17 protein-coding genes and 1 tRNA gene are annotated in these 18,161 nt (G+C 66.0%); 7 read left to right on the top strand and 11 right to left on the bottom strand.

The features are described from left to right. Nucleotides 1-29: 29 nt before the first annotated feature. The 5 genes from ACYQ1Z_RS05270 to ACYQ1Z_RS05250 form a co-directional block, all read right to left on the bottom strand. The gene (locus ACYQ1Z_RS05270; protein WP_459791449.1) at nucleotides 30-1,544 is read right to left on the bottom strand and encodes a CoA-acylating methylmalonate-semialdehyde dehydrogenase; all 1,515 of its coding nucleotides are present in this window, start codon (nucleotides 1,542-1,544) and stop codon (nucleotides 30-32) included. A 32-nt stretch (nucleotides 1,545-1,576) separates the two neighbouring features. Next, nucleotides 1,577-3,547 (bottom strand): 3D-(3,5/4)-trihydroxycyclohexane-1,2-dione acylhydrolase (decyclizing), encoded by a 1,971-nt coding sequence (iolD, locus tag ACYQ1Z_RS05265; RefSeq protein WP_459791448.1) that lies wholly within the window; start codon nucleotides 3,545-3,547, stop codon nucleotides 1,577-1,579. A gap of 6 nt (nucleotides 3,548-3,553) precedes the next feature. Beyond that, nucleotides 3,554-4,489, bottom strand: a complete 936-nt coding sequence (locus tag ACYQ1Z_RS05260; protein ID WP_459791447.1) for a Cgl0159 family (beta/alpha)8-fold protein — start codon at nucleotides 4,487-4,489, stop codon at nucleotides 3,554-3,556. Continuing rightward, nucleotides 4,486-5,523, bottom strand: a complete 1,038-nt coding sequence (gene iolC, locus ACYQ1Z_RS05255) for a 5-dehydro-2-deoxygluconokinase (RefSeq protein ID WP_459791446.1) — start codon at nucleotides 5,521-5,523, stop codon at nucleotides 4,486-4,488. The genes ACYQ1Z_RS05260 and iolC overlap by 4 nt, the downstream gene beginning before the upstream one ends. 180 nt (nucleotides 5,524-5,703) lie before the next feature. Further along, the gene (locus tag ACYQ1Z_RS05250) at nucleotides 5,704-6,108 is read right to left on the bottom strand and encodes a tautomerase family protein (protein ID WP_459791445.1); all 405 of its coding nucleotides are present in this window, start codon (nucleotides 6,106-6,108) and stop codon (nucleotides 5,704-5,706) included. A gap of 178 nt (nucleotides 6,109-6,286) precedes the next feature. Here ACYQ1Z_RS05250 and ACYQ1Z_RS05245 point away from each other — a divergent pair, with 178 nt between their 5' ends. Beyond that, the gene (locus ACYQ1Z_RS05245) at nucleotides 6,287-6,607 is read left to right on the top strand and encodes an ArsR/SmtB family transcription factor (protein ID WP_459791540.1); all 321 of its coding nucleotides are present in this window, start codon (nucleotides 6,287-6,289) and stop codon (nucleotides 6,605-6,607) included. A gap of 2 nt (nucleotides 6,608-6,609) precedes the next feature. Further along, nucleotides 6,610-7,092 carry an SRPBCC family protein gene (locus ACYQ1Z_RS05240; protein ID WP_459791444.1) on the top strand — a complete coding sequence of 161 codons (483 nt, stop codon included), beginning with the start codon at nucleotides 6,610-6,612 and terminating at the stop codon, nucleotides 7,090-7,092. A 146-nt stretch (nucleotides 7,093-7,238) separates the two neighbouring features. On the opposite strand, the gene sucD is transcribed toward ACYQ1Z_RS05240, so the two are convergent. The 5 genes from sucD to ACYQ1Z_RS05215 form a co-directional block, all read right to left on the bottom strand. Next, nucleotides 7,239-8,141 (bottom strand): succinate--CoA ligase subunit alpha, encoded by a 903-nt coding sequence (gene sucD / locus ACYQ1Z_RS05235; RefSeq protein WP_459791443.1) that lies wholly within the window; start codon nucleotides 8,139-8,141, stop codon nucleotides 7,239-7,241. Nucleotides 8,142-8,152: 11 nt separating this feature from the next. Next, complete coding sequence (gene sucC / locus ACYQ1Z_RS05230; protein WP_459791442.1) at nucleotides 8,153-9,322, bottom strand: ADP-forming succinate--CoA ligase subunit beta; 1,170 nt, start codon at nucleotides 9,320-9,322, stop codon at nucleotides 8,153-8,155. 224 nt (nucleotides 9,323-9,546) lie between these two features. Further along, nucleotides 9,547-10,254 (bottom strand): hypothetical protein, encoded by a 708-nt coding sequence (locus ACYQ1Z_RS05225; RefSeq protein WP_459791441.1) that lies wholly within the window; start codon nucleotides 10,252-10,254, stop codon nucleotides 9,547-9,549. 48 nt (nucleotides 10,255-10,302) lie between these two features. Next, the gene (pcrA, locus tag ACYQ1Z_RS05220) at nucleotides 10,303-12,780 is read right to left on the bottom strand and encodes a DNA helicase PcrA (protein ID WP_459791440.1); all 2,478 of its coding nucleotides are present in this window, start codon (nucleotides 12,778-12,780) and stop codon (nucleotides 10,303-10,305) included. A gap of 135 nt (nucleotides 12,781-12,915) precedes the next feature. Continuing rightward, entirely contained in the window at nucleotides 12,916-13,746 is an 831-nt protein-coding gene (locus ACYQ1Z_RS05215) for an inositol monophosphatase family protein (RefSeq protein ID WP_459791439.1), read from the bottom strand. 32 nt (nucleotides 13,747-13,778) lie between these two features. Here ACYQ1Z_RS05215 and ACYQ1Z_RS05210 point away from each other — a divergent pair, with 32 nt between their 5' ends. The 4 genes from ACYQ1Z_RS05210 to ACYQ1Z_RS05195 all read left to right on the top strand — a co-directional run bounded on the left by ACYQ1Z_RS05210 (nucleotide 13,779) and on the right by ACYQ1Z_RS05195 (nucleotide 17,212). Then, complete coding sequence (locus tag ACYQ1Z_RS05210) at nucleotides 13,779-14,411, top strand: hypothetical protein (protein ID WP_459791438.1); 633 nt, start codon at nucleotides 13,779-13,781, stop codon at nucleotides 14,409-14,411. Nucleotides 14,412-14,491: 80 nt separating this feature from the next. Continuing rightward, entirely contained in the window at nucleotides 14,492-15,331 is an 840-nt protein-coding gene (locus ACYQ1Z_RS05205; protein WP_459791437.1) for a hypothetical protein, read from the top strand. Between the two features lie 2 nt (nucleotides 15,332-15,333). Beyond that, complete coding sequence (locus tag ACYQ1Z_RS05200) at nucleotides 15,334-16,800, top strand: PGAP1-like alpha/beta domain-containing protein (protein WP_459791436.1); 1,467 nt, start codon at nucleotides 15,334-15,336, stop codon at nucleotides 16,798-16,800. 1 nt (nucleotide 16,801) lies between these two features. Further along, nucleotides 16,802-17,212, top strand: coding sequence for a hypothetical protein (locus tag ACYQ1Z_RS05195; RefSeq protein ID WP_459791435.1), 411 nt, complete (start codon nucleotides 16,802-16,804; stop codon nucleotides 17,210-17,212). A 26-nt stretch (nucleotides 17,213-17,238) separates the two neighbouring features. On the opposite strand, the gene ACYQ1Z_RS05190 is transcribed toward ACYQ1Z_RS05195, so the two are convergent. Then, the gene (locus tag ACYQ1Z_RS05190) at nucleotides 17,239-18,003 is read right to left on the bottom strand and encodes a DUF998 domain-containing protein (RefSeq protein WP_459791434.1); all 765 of its coding nucleotides are present in this window, start codon (nucleotides 18,001-18,003) and stop codon (nucleotides 17,239-17,241) included. Between the two features lie 84 nt (nucleotides 18,004-18,087). Between ACYQ1Z_RS05190 and ACYQ1Z_RS05185 the strand changes: the two genes are divergently transcribed. Further along, nucleotides 18,088-18,160 (top strand) — tRNA-Arg (locus tag ACYQ1Z_RS05185). Nucleotide 18,161 lies beyond the last annotated feature (1 nt).

Below are 18,161 nucleotides of genomic sequence, written 5' to 3'. Positions count from 1 at the left end.
GCGTTGTCTCTCTTCTCGGGCGGCGGGGATTAGTTGGAGGGGAAGTTGTAGGAGGCGCCGGAGGCGTGGTGGGTTTCGGGCCAGCGGGAGGTGATGACCTTGCCGCGGGTGTAGAAGCTTACGCCTTCGGGGCCGTAGATGTGCTTGTCGCCGAAGAGGGATGCTTTCCAGCCGCCGAAGGAGTGGTAGGCCACCGGGACCGGCAGGGGCACGTTGATGCCGATCATGCCGACGGTCACTGAGCGCTGGAACTTGCGGGCGGCGGCGCCGGAGGAGGTGAAGATGGCGGTGCCGTTGCCGTAGGGGTTGGCGTTGATAAGTTTGATGCCGTCTTCGAGGGTGTCGACGCGGACGACGACGAGGACCGGCCCGAAGATTTCCTCCTGGTAGGCGGTCATTTCGGTGTTGACGTGGTCGACCACCGTGGGGCCGACCCAGAAACCGTCCTCGTGGCCGGGGACCACGAGGTCGCGGCCGTCCACGACCATCGCGGCGCCGGCAGCTTCGGCTTCGGTGACGATCCGGACGATGCGGTCCTTCGATGCCGGAGTGATGACCGGGCCCATTTCAGCGTCCGGGGCGGTGCCGTTGTTGACCTTCACGGCTTCGGCGCGTTCCTGGACTTTGGCGACCAGGGCGTCGGCGGCGTCGCCGACGGCGACGGCGACGGAGATGGCCATGCAGCGTTCGCCGGCTGAACCGAAGGCGGCGGCGGCGAGGTGGTCGGCGGCGTTATCCAGGTCAGCGTCGGGCAGGATGATGGCGTGGTTCTTCGCCCCGCCCAGGGCCTGGACGCGCTTGCCGTGCCTGATCGCGGTCTCGTGGACGTACTGCGCGATCGGGGTGGACCCGACGAAGGAGATGCCGTCCACGTCCGGGTGGGTCAGGAGTCCGTCGACGGTTTCCTTGTCGCCGTGCAGGACCTGGAACACGCCGTCCGGCAGGCCGGCCTCCTTCCAGAGCTTGGCGAGCAGCAGGGACGCGGAGGGGTCGCGCTCGGAGGGCTTGAGGATGAACGCGTTGCCCGTGGCGATAGCCATCGGCGCCATCCACAGGGGCACCATCACCGGGAAGTTGAACGGGGTGATGCCAGCAACGACGCCGAGGGGCTCGCGGAAGGAGAAGACATCGATGCCGGTGGAGACCTGGTCCGAATAGTCCCCCTTGAGCAGGGTGGGGATCCCGCAGGCGTACTCGATGACTTCCAGGCCGCGGCCGATCTCGCCCTTGGCGTCGGAGAGGACCTTGCCGTGCTCGGCGGTGACGAGCTGGGCGAGTTCGTCCACGTGCGCGGCGACCAGTTCACGGAACTTGAACAAAACGGCCGTGCGCTTGGCCAGGGAGATATCGCCCCAGGAATCGGCGGCGGCACGGGCGGCGGCGACGGTCGCGTCCAGGTCCGCGCGGTTCGCCAGGCGCAGTTCGGCGGTCACGGCCCCGGTGGCGGGGTTGTAGACCGGGGTGGTCCGGTCGCCTTCGCCGGCGGTCTCGGCGCCGTTGATGAAGTGGTTGATCACGGCAGTTTCAGTGGTGGTGGCAGTCATGGGACTCTTCCTTGAGTAGTGAAAAAGTGTGGTCAGCCGAGCAGTTTGCGCTGGCGTGACTTGTGGTCGACATAGGTTTGGAAGGCCTGCTTGGTGGAGTCCAACTCGGAGACCTGGGAGACGGGGACGTCCCACCAGGATTCGGAGGACGGTGCATCCAGCAGGGGGTCGGATTCAACGTGGATCAGGATCGGGCCGCTGCCTTCCGGGGCCACCTTGGCGTCACGGATGGCCTGCTCGAGCTCGGCGATCACCTTCTCCCCCGGCTCGATCCGGATGACCTTCACGCCGAGCGATTCGGCGTTCAGGGCCAGGTCCACGGGCAGGGTTTCGCCTTCGTCGAAGCTGTGCGCCTCCTCGTTCAGGGCCCGGTACTGGGTGCCGAACCGCTGGGAACCGAGGGATTCGGAGAGCGAGCCGATGGAGGCGTAGCCGTGGTTCTGGATCAGGACCACGATCAGTTTGATGCGTTCGGCGACGGCGGTGACCAGTTCGGTGTTCATCATCAGGTAGGAACCGTCCCCCACCATCACGACGACGTCCCGCACCGGGGCGCTGTCCGCACCGGCCGCCGTCGTACTTTTCGCTTCGGCGATCGCTGCGCGCTTGACGCCCAGGCCGCCGGGGATTTCGTAGCCCATGCAGGAGTAGGCGTACTCGACGTGGTAGCCGAACGGGTCCTGGACCCGCCACATCTTGTGCAGGTCACCGGGCAGCGACCCGGCCGCGCAGATCACCACGTCGCGGGCGTCCATGGCCCGGTTGGTGGCGCCGATAATCGCATTCTGGCTAACGAGGGGCGCATCCGACTCAGTAAAAGCCGCGTCCACGGTGGCGTCCCAGCGCTGCTTCTCCGCCGTGACGCGTCGCGACAAATCGGCGCCGACCCGGTACCCGCCCAGGGCTGTGTTGAGCTTGGCCAGGGCCTTGCGGGCGTCGGCGACGATTGGCAGGTGCGTGCCGTGCTTGTACGCGTCGATCGGGGCGACGTTGATGTTCACGAACCGCACTTCCGGGTTCTGGAACGCGGTCCGTGACGCGGTGGTGAAGTCCTCGTACCGGGTGCCGATGCCGATGATCAGGTCCGCTTCGGCCGCGATGGCGTTCGCCGCCGTCGTGCCCGTGGAGCCGATGGCGCCGAGGGACTGGGCGTGGTCCCAGGGCAGGACGCCGACGCCGGCCTGCGTGTTCCCGACCGGGATGCCGGTCAGCTCGACAAACTTCGCCAGCTCGTCGTTGGCGTAGGCGTAGAGGACACCGCCGCCGGCGATGATCAGCGGACGCTTGGCTGCCCGGATCGCCTCGACGGCGCGGGCGATGTCGGCGTCGTCGGCGTCGGGACGGCGGATCCGCCACTCCCGCTCGGCCAGGAATTCCTCGGGGACGTCGAAGGCTTCGGCCTGGACGTCCTGCGGCAGCGAAATGGTCACGGCGCCGGTTTCCGCCGGGTCGGTGAGGACGCGCAGGCCGTGGTGGAACGCGGAGAACAGCTGCTCCGGCCGGTTCACCCGGTCGAAGAATTTCGACAGCGGACGGAACGCGTCATTGACGGTGATGTCGTAGGCATAGGGCTGCTCGAGCTGCTGCAGCACGGGGTCCGCGGCGCGGGTGGCGAACGTGTCCGACGGAAGCAGCAGCACCGGCAGCCGGTTGGTGGTCGCCAAAGCGGCGCCGGTCAGCAGGTTCGACGACCCCGGGCCGATCGAGGTGCTGATGGCGTAGGTCTGGCGGCGGCGGGTGTGCCGGGCGTACCCGACGGCCTGGTGGACCTGCGCCTGTTCGTTCCGGCCCTGGTAGTACGGCATGATAGCCGGGTCCAGCTGCTGGTACTGTTTCAACGCCTGGCCAACCCCGGCCACGTTGCCGTGCCCGAAAATCCCGAAGGTGCCCGGGATGAGCCGCTCCCGGTACTCGACGCCGTCGATGGTGTCGACGGTGTACTGCTGGGAAAGGTATTCGACGACGGCCTGTGCCACCGTCATCCTGCGCGTAGTTGTGCCCATGGCTTCTTACTCCGGAAGTTCTGTGGTGTGATGCAGCAGAGAGGCGGCCGCGGCGACGGCGCTGGCGACGTCGCCGTCCTGCGGGTAGAGCAGGGTGCGGCCCACGGTCAGGCCCTGCACGCCCGGCAGGGAGAGCGCGGCTTCCCAGGTGGCGAAGACCTCGTCCTGGGTTCCTTCGGGGTCCCCGCCCAGCAGGACGGTGGGCATGGTGGTCGCAGCCATCACGCGTTCCATTTCGGCCACGACCGGGAGCTTCATCCAGGTGTAGGCGCTGGTGGAGCCCAGGCCCTCGGCGATGGCGACGGACTTGATGACCGCGTTGGTGGACAGGTCGTTGCGGACCCGGCCGTTTTCACGGACGGACAGGAACGGCTCCACCATGGCGATCAGTTTGCGCTCCGCCAGGGAGTCAATCGCCTTGGCGGTTGCCTCGAGGGTGGCCACGGTGTCCGTGTCGCCCAGGCAGATGCGGGTCAGCATCTTCCCGCCGTCCGCGCCCAGGGCTTCGAGTGCGGCGGCGGTGTGGCCGGTGAACCGGTCGTCGAACTCGTTGACCAGCCCGGACAGGCCGCCGCGGTTCATGGAGCCGAACATAAGCTTGCCGTCCAGGGCCCCGAGGAGGAGCAGGTCGTCCATGATGTCCGGGGAGGCCAGGATGCCGTCGACGGCGGGGTTGGCCAAGGCGATCTGCAGCCGGTCTAGCAGTTGGCGGCGGTCCGCCATTGCTACGGGGTCGTTGCCGACGGCGAGGGCGCCCCGGGCCGGGTGGTCGGCCGCGACGATGAAGTTCTGCCGGCCGGACTTGAGTCCCGGGTGGCGGCGGCGGGACTTCGCCGCCCGCGCCACAGCTTCCGGATCTTCGAGCCGGATGGTGCTCAAATGCTCGTACCGCCGCGGGTCGTCATCCACGGCGTGGTTGGAGGCGATAGGAGTGAGGGTCACAGTGCTGCTCCTTCGGTGGCCAGCTGCACGGCGGAGGCAGCCGCTGAACCGGGAAAAGTGCCCGGGACATTGCGTCCGCGTTCGGCCAGCAGCGAGGCGACCTCGTCCGGCGTCGGCATGGCATCAGCGCAGGACAGGCGGGAGGCGACAATGGCGCCGGCGGCATTGGCATAGTCCAGGACCTGCTCCAGCGGCCAACCCGAGAGCAGGCCATGGCAGAACGCCCCGCCGAAGGAATCCCCGGCACCCAGGCCATTGAGGGTTTCCACCGGGACAGGTGCGGACACAACACGTTCAGTGCGGGTCTTGGCCATGACGCCCTCAGCCCCGAGCTTGACGACCGCGATCTCGACGCCGGCCGCCAGCAGCCGGTCCGCCTGCTCATCCGGCGTCCCCTCCCCCACGGCGACGGCACATTCCTTGTCGTTGCCGATCGCGACCGTGGCGTGCGGGAGGACCTTGGCGACCTCGGCCCGGGCTTCCTCCTCGGAGGCCCAGAACATCGGCCGATAATCCAGGTCCAGGATGGTGAACTGCCCCTCCTTCAGAGACGTCCGAGGGCGGGCCTCGTGGGCGGCGATATGGGCGCTGCGGGACGGCTCCTGGCACAGGCCCGTCACCGTGGACCAGAAGATCCCTGCCTCGCGGACGGCGCCCAGGTCCAGCTCGGCGGCGTTGATCTGCAGATCTGGGGCAGTAGGGAACCGGCCGTAGAAGTAGAGCGGGAACTCATCAGTGACCGGCTTGATCGCGCAGAACGTCACTGCGGTCTGCAGGCCGGCGACCGGAGCAACAAAAGAATCGTCAACACCAAACTTCTGTAGTTCACGGTGCAGGTAGATGCCGAACGGGTCGTCCCCGGTGCGGGTGATGACGCCGGTCCGGCGGCCGTGCCGGGCAGCGGCAACAGCAACATTCGACGGCGAACCGCCCAGGTACTTCCCGAAGGAACTGACGTCCTCCAGGCCAACCCCGATGTCGTTCGGGTAGATATCAACGCTGATGCGCCCGATCGTAAGAAGCTCATGGGTCACGGGAATCGTGGACCTTTCTGGTGTGGAACGCTGGACCCTTGAGGATCAGGAGTTCCGGTCTGGCTGGCCGTGGTGGCGGCCACAGGCACTACTTTGCCCCAGATCGAATGTCCTGTCAAAGGTTTGTACTGACATGCTTACAACAGATGTTGACGCGCTCTAATTGCGCACTCCGGGCGGCTACTTTTTCGGCACCGCAAGCTCTCCCGTGACATATTGCGCACGGCCGTAACCGAAGGACCAGTCGCCGGCAGTGTTTTCCACGTAGCCGATGAAGACGTCCTCGCCGGCAATACCAGCGGCCGCAAGCCTGTCCGCCACGGCCGCGAAGAGCCGCTGCTTGGCCTCCTGCGAACGCCCGCCCTGGGTGAAGATCTGGATCATCACCACTCCCCTGGTCCGCTCAAACCCAAGCCCTGCATCCTGGGCGAAAATCTGGCCTTCGGGGTGTTCGGTGAGGATGTGGAAGTAGTCACGCTCTGGAATCCCATACTCTTCCAGGATGGCGTCGTGGATGCCGCGGCTCAGCTGCTGCAATTCCTCGGCCGTGCGGCCCAGGTTCACGTCAATGCGTACAAGTGGCAAGTCGCCTCCTTCAAAACGTTTGTACTGACATACTAACAAAGCAGCAGCGTTCGAAACAAGGGTATTGAAGGCAGTATGGGTCGGGCGTATCCTTAAACAACCGAAAGGTTGATAAAAGAAATGGTTGGATAATGTGGCTGAGACGCACTCCGCCGACGCGGCGCTGAACTTGGCCTTCATGGCCTTGGCAGACCCCGTGCGGCGTAGCATCATTGCCCGGCTCAGCCGGGGTCCGGCCACCGTGAATGAACTGGCGGAACCGTTCGAGATCACCAAACAGGCGGTCTCGAAACATATCCAGGTACTCGAGCAGGCCGAACTGGTGACCAGGACCAGGGATGCCCAACGCCGGCCCGTGCACCTGAATCCGGCGCGGCTGGAGGAACTGACCGCATGGATCGACCAATACCGGCTGGTCCGCGAGGCGCAGTTCCGGAGCCTCGACGCCGTTCTCGCATCACATGCCGCAAACAGCGGCGGCGAAACCATCAAGGAGTGATCATGAGCAATTCCCTAAAACTCAGCGTTCCTGAGGGTGTCCCCTTCATCGATTACGAACGCGAGTTCGATTTCCCGGTAGCGGACGTGTTCCGTGCCCATAAAGAACCGGACCTCATTGTCCAGTGGCTCGGCCCGAGGGGCTACAAGATGGACATCGACCACTACGATTTTCGCACCGGCGGCAGCTACAGCTACCTGCACACCGGCCCCGAGGGGGTGCCGTACGAGTTCAAGGGCATTTTCCATACGGTCCGGGAGAATGAATTCGCCATCCAGACCTTTGAGTTTGGCGGGTACCCGGACGTGGTCAGCCTGGAGTTCATGACTTTTGAGGACCTGGGCGGCGGGCGCACCCGGCTGAAGGGCCATTCGGTCTACCCCTCCCAGGAGGCGCGGGACGGCATGGCCCAGTCGGGGATGGAGGGCGGCTTGAGCGAAGGCTACGAGCGGCTGGACGAGCTGCTCAGCGGCGCCAAGGTCTGAGAGAAGAAAGCACGGCGGACGGTGACCTTCCGCGGGAAGGTACCGTCCCGCGGTCGGACGTTTAAAGCCGAAACGCGGGGTCACTCCCGGCCCATCCCATGCGGGATATTGGGCCGGGAGTGACCCCGCGTTGCTCTTGTGAGCTTTTAGAGGGCTGCGTAGACCTCGCGCAGCAGCTTGGCGGTCTCGGACGGCGTCTTGCCGACCTTCACGCCGGCAGCCTCGAGGGCTTCCTTCTTGGCCTGGGCGGTACCGGCGGAACCGGAGACGATGGCGCCTGCGTGGCCCATGGTCTTGCCTTCCGGGGCAGTGAAGCCGGCCACGTAGCCAACAACCGGCTTGGTGACGTTGGCCTTGATGAAGTCGGCGGCACGCTCTTCGGCGTCGCCGCCGATTTCACCGATCATCACGATTGCCTTGGTTTCGGGGTCAGCCTCGAAAGCAGCCAGGGCGTCGATGTGGGTGGTGCCGATGATGGGGTCGCCGCCGATGCCGATGGCCGTGGAGAAGCCAAGGTCGCGCAGTTCGTACATCATCTGGTAGGTCAGGGTGCCGGACTTGGAAACCAGTCCGATCGGGCCCTTGCCGGTGATGTTGGCCGGGGTGATGCCCACCAGCGCCTCGCCGGGGGTGATGATGCCGGGGCAGTTCGGTCCGATGATGCGGGTGACCTGGTCGCCGTTGGCGTCCACCTTGGACTGGGCCAGTGCCCAGAATTCGGCGGAGTCCTGGACGGGCACGCCTTCGGTGATGACGACGACCAGGCCGATGCCGGCCTCGATGGCTTCGACGACGGCGTTCTTGGTGAATGCCGGCGGAACGAAGACGATGGAGACGTCGGCGCCGGTTTCCGCCATGGCTTCCTTGACGGTGCCGTAGACGTTGATTTCATTCTCGCCGTGCAGGACGGTGGTGCCGGCCTTGCGGGCGTTGACGCCGCCAACGATGTTGGTGCCGGCCTTCAGCATCAGGGCGGTGTGCTTGGTGCCTTCGCCGCCGGTGATGCCCTGGACGATGACCTTGGAGTCCTTGTTGAGGTAGATAGACATAGCGCGTCCCTTTACTTCGCTGCGTTGGCGAGCTCGGCGGCCTTGTCGGCGCCCTCGTCCATGGTGGCGGCCAGGGTAACCAGCGGGTGGTTGGCCTCGTTCAGGATGCGGCGGCCTTCCTCGACGTTGTTGCCGTCGAGGCGGACGACCAGCGGCTTGTTGGCGGTGTGGCCGAGCTCTGCCAGTGCACCCACGATGCCCTTGGCGACGGCGTCGCAGGCGGTGATGCCGCCGAAGACGTTCACGAACACGGACTTGACCTGCTCGTCACCCAGGATGACGTCCAGGCCTGCGGCCATGACCTCGGCGGAGGCTCCACCGCCGATGTCCAGGAAGTTGGCGGGCTTCACGTTGCCGTGGTTCTCGCCGGCGTAGGCAACAACGTCGAGCGTGGACATCACAAGGCCGGCGCCATTGCCGATGATGCCCACTTCGCCGTCCAGCTTGACGTAGTTGAGGTCCTGCGCCTTTGCCTTGGCCTCAAGCGGGTCAGCTGCGTCCTTGTCTTCAAGGAGGGCGTGCTTGGCGTGGCGGAATTCTGCGTTCTCGTCCAGGGACACCTTGCCGTCAAGGGCGATGATGTCGCCGGCACCGGTACGGACCAGCGGGTTGACCTCGACCAGGGTGGCGTCTTCCTTCTTGAAGACGTCCCAGAGCTTGAGGATAACGTCGGCCACCTTGCCGCGCAGTTCCTCAGCGAAACCGGCTTCAGCGACGATTTCGTCGGCCTTGGCCTGGTCGATGCCGACGGCGGGGTCGATGGCGACCTTGGCCAGCGCCTCCGGGCGTTCGACGGCGAGCTGCTCGATTTCCATGCCACCTTCAACCGAGCACATGGCCAGGTAGTTGCGGTTTGCACGGTCCAGCAGGACGGAGAAGTAGAACTCCTCGGCGATGTCGGCACCCTGGGCGATCATCACCTTTTTGACGGTGTGGCCCTTGATGTCCATGCCCAGGATGTTGTTGGCGTATTCCAGTGCTTCATCGGCGGACTTTGCCACCTTCACGCCGCCGGCCTTGCCACGGCCGCCGATCTTGACCTGTGCCTTGACGACGGTCACGCCGCCGATCTTCTCGGCAGCTGCCTTTGCTTCTTCTGGGGTGTACGCCACGATGCCGGCAAGCACGGGTACACCGTGCGCCTCGAACATATCGCGCGCCTGGTATTCAAACAGGTCCACGGTTTAGTGTCCTTCTACGTCGAAGTAGTTTCTGTACAGTCGGACACCATCGAAAAGGACGATGACCGGGCTGCGGATTGCATGCACCGGCGGCTGTCCGGAAACGAGCCACGCGGCGTCATGCTCCATTGGGAACTCTAGTCCTTTGTGGGGACCGGCCCGTCCCAGACTACCTCTTATGTGAGTAACGACACTATTCTATGAGGCGTAGAAAAACCGCGGAATTACGGGGTTTTTACGGCCTCCGCCGGTCCCGGAGAGGTTGCCGGGCCGGCTTCCGGGATGAGCTCGTAACGTTCGGGCGAAACGAAGAAGCCGACGCCGGCGGAGACGTTTCCGCATGCCACGCCGCCGTTGTACGCCGAGCACCGCAGCCCGTTGCGTTCGAGGTTCTGCCCGTCCGCCAGCACCTTCAGCTGCGCCATGGGCCCTGTCCTGCTGCCTTTGGGCCCGTACGTTGCCTCCATTTGTGTGACGCCGGACCGGCACTCCCCGTAGGTGGCCCGGTCGGGCGAGACCAGGGCCACCCCGCCCAGGTATCCCAGGTTCGTTCCGGCGCAGTCGTCGCGCACGTCCCCGGGGACGGGTTTCGGGTACCTGGCGAGTTCGCAGTGGGCTACGGGAACAATGGCCAGTTTGTTGTTGGCAGCATCGCTGAACGTGTTCGTTTCGTACGGCAGGTTCAGGTGTTCCCCACGGGCCGACGTCAGGGAGCATGCCACAGCACGGTCCTCGGTAATAAAGGAAAGGACGTCCGTCCCGGTGGAAAAGCCCTGTGGATCCACGAGCGCTGCCTGTTCCAGCTGTTCCAGGGGCGCCAGCGGTGCCGGGGGCACGTATCCGGGGTCTTCGGTGGTGATGGAGCATCCAGTCACGGCCACCAGGAGAAGGGCGGCGAGCATCCCCAACTTTGTCCGTCGCATGCGCTCCATTATGCCCGGCGCGAAGCACCCGTATGCCCGGCGCAAAGCACCCGCCTGCTAGGCGTCGATCCTGGTCAGGGGTGCGTACCGGAGCAGCAGGCGCTTCTCGCCGACGTCGAACTTCACCTTGGCCACGGTTTTGTCCCCGGCGCCTTCCAGCGCCAGGACGGTTCCGTTGCCGAAGCTCGTGTGGTTGACCTTGTCCCCCACACTGACGGCAATGATCTCCTTCTGCGGCTGCACCCGGCTGCGCGCCACGACGGCGGGAACATCAGCGTCGAAGCCGGCAGCCCCTCGGGCGGTCCCGGCTCCCCAGAAGGACCCGCTGTAGCGGCCCGAATTGATCGATCCGCCGCCGCTCCACGCCTGCTGGCGGCTGGTGCCTTCACGCTTCCATTCCAGCAGTTCGGCGGGAATCTCTTCCAGGAACTGGCTGGCCGGGTTGTACTGGCTTTGGCCCCACATGCTCCTGACCTCGGAGCGGGTGACGTAAAGCCGTTTGCGGGCACGGGTGAGCCCCACATAGGCCAGGCGGCGTTCCTCTGCCAGTTCCTTGGGATCCGTGGCGGAGCGCTGGTGCGGGAACAGTCCGTGCTCCATGCCGGTCAGGAAGACAACCGGGAACTCGAGCCCCTTGGCGGTGTGGAGGGTCATGAGGGTGACCACGCCCAGCCTCTTGGCCTCCGCCACTGCGGCGGCAAGCTCGTCGTCGGTCCCCGACGGGGCGTCCGGGATCTGGTCCGCGTCTGCCACGAGCGAGACCTGCTCGAGGAACGCTTCCAGGGTCCCTTCCGGGTTGTCGCGCTCGTATTCACGGACGACGGCGACGAGTTCCGCCAGGTTCTCCACCCGGCTTTCGTCCTGGGGATCAGTGCTGGACCGCAGTGCCGCGAGGTAGCCGGTCTGTTCCAGGACCGCTTCCAGGGCCGCGGCGGCACCGGAACCGGCTGCCACCTCTGCGAGGTCATCCAGGAGTTTCACGAAGCCGAGGACAGCGTTGACCGAACGGGTGGCCATGCCCGGGGCCTGGTCGGCGCGGCGGGCAGCTGCCATGAACGAGGTCCGCTCACGCTGGGCCAGGGCGGCAACCGCCCCTTCCGCCCGGTCACCAATCCCGCGTTTGGGTTCGTTGAGGACCCTGCGGAGGTTGACGTCGTCGTCCGGGTTGGCCAGGACGCGCAGGTACGCGAGGGCGTCCTTGATTTCCTTGCGTTCGTAGAAGCGGGTGCCGCCCACCACCTTGTAGGGCAGGCCCACGCGGACCAGCACGTCCTCGATGGAACGGGACTGGGCGTTGGTCCGGTAGAAGATGGCGACGTCGCCGGGACGGAGGTTGTCCTCGTCCTGGAGCCGGTCGATCTCCTTGGCGATGAACTGGGCCTCGTCGTGCTCATTTTCACCCACGTAGCCGATGATCTTGTGCCCTTCGCCCTCGGCGGTCCACAGCCTCTTTTCGGGCCGGTTGGGGTTGCGGGAGATCACCGAATTGGCCGCGCTGAGGATGTTCTGCGTGGAGCGGTAGTTCTGTTCCAGCTTGATGGTGCGGGCCTCGGGGTAGTCCTTCTCGAACTCCACGATGTTGCGGATGTCCGCGCCGCGGAAGGCGTAGATGGACTGGTCCGAGTCGCCCACGACGGTGAGTTCGGACGCCCCGGGCCCCTCCCCCACGATTTCGCGGACCAGGGCGTACTGGGCGTGGTTGGTGTCCTGGTATTCGTCCACGAGGACGTGCCGGAACCGCCGCCGGTAGGACTCGGCGAGCGCCGGGAAGGCCCGGAACATAAAGACGGTTTCGGCGATGAGGTCGTCAAAGTCCATCGCGTTCGCCTGCCGCAAGCGTTGCGTGTAGCCCTTGTAGACCTCGGCCACGGCTTGGTCGAAGGGGTCGTTGTAGTTGGCCGACGACGCGTAGGAGTCGGCGTCGATCAGCTCGTTCTTCAGCGCGGAGATCTTGTGCTGGATGGCCTTCGGGGCAAACTTCTTCGGATCCAGGTCCAGGGCCTTGGCCACCTGTGTGACCAGCCGCAGGGAGTCCGCGGAGTCGTAGATCGAAAAGTTCGATTTCAGTCCGACGTTGGCGGCCTCCTGGCGGAGGATCCGGACGCAGGAGGAATGGAACGTGGAGATCCACATGATCTTGGCCCGGCCGCCCACCAGCGCCTCGATGCGCTCCCGCATCTCCGCCGCGGCCTTATTGGTGAACGTGATGGCAAGGATTTCGCCGTGGTGGGCCCGCCCGGTGGCGATCAGGTAGGCGATCCGGTTACTGAGGACCCGGGTCTTGCCGGATCCCGCACCCGCCACGATCAGCAGCGCGGACCCCGCGTGCTTGACTGCTTCCTCCTGCTGCGGGTTGAGCCCCTCCAGGAGCTGGGCGGCGCCGGCTCGCGGTGTGTGGCGCTTCCCGTGCTCCTCCACCCCGCCGCCCGGACCGGCCGCTGTTGCCACGACGTCGGGACGCGTCCGGGTGCGGGCGGTTGCTGCGGGAGCGGCCTTGAACGGTCCGTCAGAGTACGGGTCAAACAACATATCCATGGTGCCTACAAGTCTAGGCGGTGGGACCGACACGCACGTCCGGCCTGTGGATTACGCCACACAGGAAGCGCCGGACGCCGGTGCCCGGACGCTGGTGCCCGGACGCTGGTGGAAGGGGCCGAGGGAACCGGGCCCTCAGGCGACCGAGCCGGACTCGAGGGCGGCACGCAACTCGCGCACCGCCGTCGTGCCTCCTGCCATGAACCACTCCAGCCCGTTCACCCGGACGGTGTCGACGGCGCCGCCCGCGGCCCGGACTATGGCCTTTCCGGGCAGCCAGTCCCATTCCGGGCAGCTGTGCTGGAACCAGCAGCCAAGCTGCCCGTCCGCCACCCTGCCCAGGTCGCAGGAGCCGGAACCGAGCATGCGCAGCGCCGCGGCTGACGTCGCTGCGGCGTGCCAGGGCATGGCACAGAGCGGGTCCATGAGCCAGGTGGGGTGGATGTAGGTGGCCGCGCCCAGCTCCGCGACAGGGACAGCGTTCCGTTCCCCGCTGTTGTCCTGGTAGGCGGTGAGCGGTTCCCCGTTCAAGGCGGCCGGATGCCCCCGGCCACCGATCCACAACTTGTCCTCCTCAGGCTGGAAGATCGCGCCCAGCAACACGTCGGAGCCGTCCTTCAGGGCGATGGCGGAGCACCAGTAGGTGGAGCCGTGGAGGAAGTTGTACGTGCCGTCCACGGGGTCGATCACCCAGGTCCGGCCGCTGGTGCCTTCTACGGACGCGCCTTCCTCACCCAGGATGCCGTCGTCGGGCCGGCACCGCCGCAGCTGTTCCAGGACGTAGGCCTCCGCGGCGTGGTCGGCGGCCGTCACCACATCCGAGATGGAGGTCTTCCGCTGCGACTGGAGCCCGGCCATCCGCATCAGGAGTGCCAGCTGCCCGGCCTCCCGCACCAGCGCCGCTGCCAGCTGGTGGTCGTTGAGCGAGGGGTCGAGTTCAACTGCGGTGTGCCGGCCTATGGTCATGGCTTCAGTGTATGGGGCGGGATAATGGACCCATGGCCAAAACCCCTGCCCAGCGGATCAAGAAGCACGGTGCCAAGGCGGCGGTGCCGGAGCACCACCTGCCACCGGTCATCAACCCCACGACGGCCAGGACGCCGGAGAAGGCCCGCAACAACAGCAACCTCATTGTGATCGCCGGCGTGGTGGCCAGCCTGTTCCTGTTCTGGTACCTGCACCTGCTGACGCTGGACCAGCTCCGCCAGCTGTCCACGGACCTGGCCATGCCTGACTCCTTGATCGGCGGGTTCGATCCCGCCTATGTCGGCCAGCTGCAGGCAGCAATGGATGACGATGCGCGCGGCCAGCTCAACTACGTCCACAAAACCGCGGGGACCCTTTTTCCGCTGATCTTCGCCTTCACCTGGCTGCTCCTGATCGGCACCAACGTTGCGCGGAAAGCACTGCGGTGGGCGCTGTGGGCGCTGCCGCTGCTGTTTGTCGTGGTCCGGCTCTGGGCCAACGTGGCCATCGACGTCATGCTGGCGTCCGACGGGCCCGACGCCGGCCAGGTTGCCTTGGCGTCCGGCCTCACGGTCGCGGGGTGGGCCCTCCTTGTCCTGAGCCTGCTGGCAGGGGCAGCTGCAGTCTTTTTGGGTGCCCGGGAACGGCGGCAAGGGGCCCGATAGAACTCCCCATTCACCTGATCCGCGGTGGCCCGATAGGGTATCCGGGGGCAGGTACTGAACGCCCGCTGCGGACTTTTGGTATGGGGGAATCCTTGGGGGAATCACGGGTGGACAGTGCCCTGAACATCTTCGAGATGACCGGGGTGGCCTGGGCTTTAGCGGTCCACAAAGCAGCCGTGGCAAGCGGTCACGGGCCGGAGGCGGATTTTGCCGCGTACCGGCACTCACTCCTGGCGGGCGGCTTTCCGGCGCTCGATACGGAAGAAGTGGAGCTGGCGGAAGCCGAACTGGGCCGGGCTGGAATAGTTGGCGCGGACGGCGCGGTCAGCCCGCAGTGGGTGCTGGCCGCCCGGATCGCAGCATCCGCCCCGGTGCGGGCCGTCGTGGTGGTCCAGTCGGAGGACACGTCTGTCCACACGGACCTAGCCCTGGCCGGCGGCCGGGGCGTCGGAGTCACATATGCCCGGCGGATCAGGCATACCGAAACCGGCGTCGACGTCATTGAGGTGCGCAACGCCGTCGAAATTTCCTTCTTTGCCGAGGAAGACGCCTGGGCGGCCCTTAGACGGCACCTGCCGGACATTGCTGATGCCCACGGGCCTTCGGAGCTTCCCGCGGATCCGACTGGCTTCTCCGGCGCCGGCACCGCGTACACCATCCACCTGCAAGTGTCGGCCCATCCGCAGGAATCACGCCCCGGCGGTCCGCCTCCCGTGGCAGTGCCCGCTCCGGTGCCACCTGCCTATTGCACTCGTGACATCTGGGTGCTGGCGGACCGCCTGTATTCAGTCAGTAGCGGCCCTGCCGGCGACGGTCCCGCGCTGACTTCGGTTTCGCCGGCCGCCATCAGCCAGGGATTCGTCTGGCGCCTGCTCGGCGCCAGGGAATACCTGGCCAGCGTTGCGGAACGGGAGGCCTGACCATGGCGCTTTACGGGATGGACATTGAGGCCGGCCGCCGCCTCAGCGAGGAACTTGCCCGCGCCAGCGACCGGCTGTCCGCCCTGGGCCGGAGCCTCACCCCGGTGATCCAGGGCTCGCCCTGGAAGGGTGCCGACGCGGAGAGATTCAGCGCCGAATGGGTGGGCCACAGGACCCGGCTGATCGGCACAGCCAATGCACTCGCTGCCGCCTCCATTGCCGTCAAACGGAACGTGGACGAACAGGTTGCGGCGAGCAGCAAGGGTTCGGGCGGGGCCACGGCAGCGCAGGCGCCCCCGTCCTTCGACTCGCTCTTTGACGCCGTTGCCGGCACCGCCGGGGACCTGTGGGACACAGCCGGGAACTTCACCAGTTTTGTACAGGACGCAGCCGGCGACACATGGAACTCGGTCCAGGACCGGGCGCCGTTTCCCATCCGGAACATGATGGACGCGCAGGGGAACGTGTACAGCCGGGCGGGCAACATGCTGGACATGGGCTGGCGCTGGATGACAGCCGGTGAACCGCCATCGATAACCGAGGTGATCTCCAACGGCGCGCTGCTGGCCGCGTCCATGGTGAACCTGAACTCCACTACGTACAGCCTGGGCTTAATCAACCTCAACCTGCTGGACGACGGCCGGCCGGTCGCCGGGGAGCCGACCCCCGTTGAAGTTGGGGACCCCATTGACGTTGCCAGCACCGGACGGAGGCCGACGCCTCTCCCGTCCAGCATCAGCGCGGTCCTCGGCGCCACAGAGGCAGCCTATACAGACCAGGAAGGGCCCGGAACACCGGACACCCGCGTCCGTATCACGGCCGTCTCGAAGCCGGGCGAGCCGCCGGCGTATTTCGTCAGCATTCCCGGCACCACCCGCTGGATGCCGGACGGCGCCGCAAATCCGACCGACCTCACCGGCAATCTTGAGTTGGCCGGCGGCAACCTGTCCACCGCTGCGGAGGCCGTGCGCCTGGCCATGGAACAGGCCGGGATTCCTGAAGGTTCACCGGTGATGCTGTCCGGGCACTCGCAGGGCGGAATGATCGCCGCGGCCCTTGCATCCGACGCCGGCTTTACTGACCGCTTCAACGTCACGAACCTTGTCACGTTCGGTTCGCCCGTGGACTCCACGCCGATCCCGCCTTCCATCGACGTGCTGGCACTGCAGCACGCAGGGGATCCGGTACCGAAGGTGGACCTGGCCGACGCCACATCGTGGCCGGGCGGGATCATTTCCGCCACCCGGGACAACGGGGCAACGGTCGTGGAGCTGCCGAACCCCGGCGGTGACCCCGGATTCGCCGGCATGGAGTACCACCACGCCAACAAGTACGTTGACTCAGTCCGGCAGCACGAGGCCGGAGGACCGATTGCCAGTTACAGTCAGCTGCCGTCAACCCAACGCTTCCTGACCACGGATGCAAGCCAGGTAACCTCCACCGAGTCCAACATTTCGCGAAAGCAGTAGCATGCACCCACTCCGTACCGTTGCCCACACGCTGGCCTTGGCATTGATCGTGCTAGGCCTCTCAGCCTGCCTTCCGCAGGGCCCCTCCATTGCTGACCGGCTAGAAAACGACATGGAGGAAGCGGCGCTGTCCGTTGCAGGAGTTGATTCCGCAAAGGTCGACGTCATCATGAACACGTCGGGAAACTTCATCACCGTGAAGCTGGTTGGGACGAGTTACGACGAGGCCGTCCTCACGGATACCCTCGGCAATGCGCTCCCGCCGATGCTGGCGACAACTCAAGGGCTTGAGTCGGGTTCCTTTGCCGTCAGTATCTTCTCACCGGATGACGCCGTTTCTGCCGGGGCCAGGGCGCTTGGCTACTCAGGGGGAAACTCTTTGGCCAGTTTCCGCGAGTTCTTTGCTGAGTAGCCGAGCCGCATAACCAGTTGGGGGGATCAGCCCCCTGTTCCGGCCCGCAGCCGGGCTGCCTCCTTCCGGCGCCGGCGCACGCGGAGCGCAATGACCAGGCCCGCCGTCGCCATGCCGACCGTCACGGGGTAGCCCATGAGGCGTTCCAGCGTGCCGGGCTCCGGGACGCGCATGCCGGTGAGGCCGCCGGTCACCAGGGCGGCCAGGGACACGATGCCGCACACCAGGATGAACCAGGCCATGGCCGATTTCCGCAGCCACAGGATGCCAAGCACCATCAGCGCCGCGGCACCGGCAATGAAGTACATGACCGCGCCGGCATAGTGCCAGCCGGAGCCGACATCCTCGGGCACCAGGCCGACAATGACGGTCCCTGCCCCTGCAGTTCCGGTGAGCAGGCGCACCCAGATGGCGGCCAGCCACGGCTTCCGGCGGCCTGGCTCAACCCGGAATCCGGCCCTCGCCGCCACACAGAGCAGCCCGGAGCTGAGCAGCACCGCACCCAGCAGCATCCCCAGCCCCTGCACCACGAACGAGGCGTTCATCAGCCAGTTCAACGGGGAGCACACCTCGCGTCCGTCATAGACTCCGCAGTAAAGGGCCCCGAGGTCGCTGATGTAGCCGGTCCGGAGATCATAGGGCCGGGGGCCCGCCCAGGCTCCGATCACCGCGGCTTCGGCAGCGAAATACTGCAGGACGCTCAACACGGACCACGCCCCGACGTATTGCCGGGTGGACGCCGTGTCCGGGATAAAAGCCACCGCGGGGGTAGCGGACGGGGCTGCGCTCATGCCTTGAGCGTAGTACGGCCCGGCACCTTGTATGCTGGTATGCGTGCCCGTTTGGACGGCCCTTGGCGGTCCTGCCGGATGCAAGCCCTCGTAGCTCAGTGGATAGAGCACGGCTCTCCTAAAGCCGGTGTCGTTGGTTCGATTCCAATCGAGGGCAC

The sequence above is a fragment of the Arthrobacter sp. AD-310 genome (assembly GCF_054656615.1).
The sequence above is the reverse complement of the archived record's forward strand: the minus strand, read 5'-3'. Positions and strand labels throughout refer to the sequence as shown.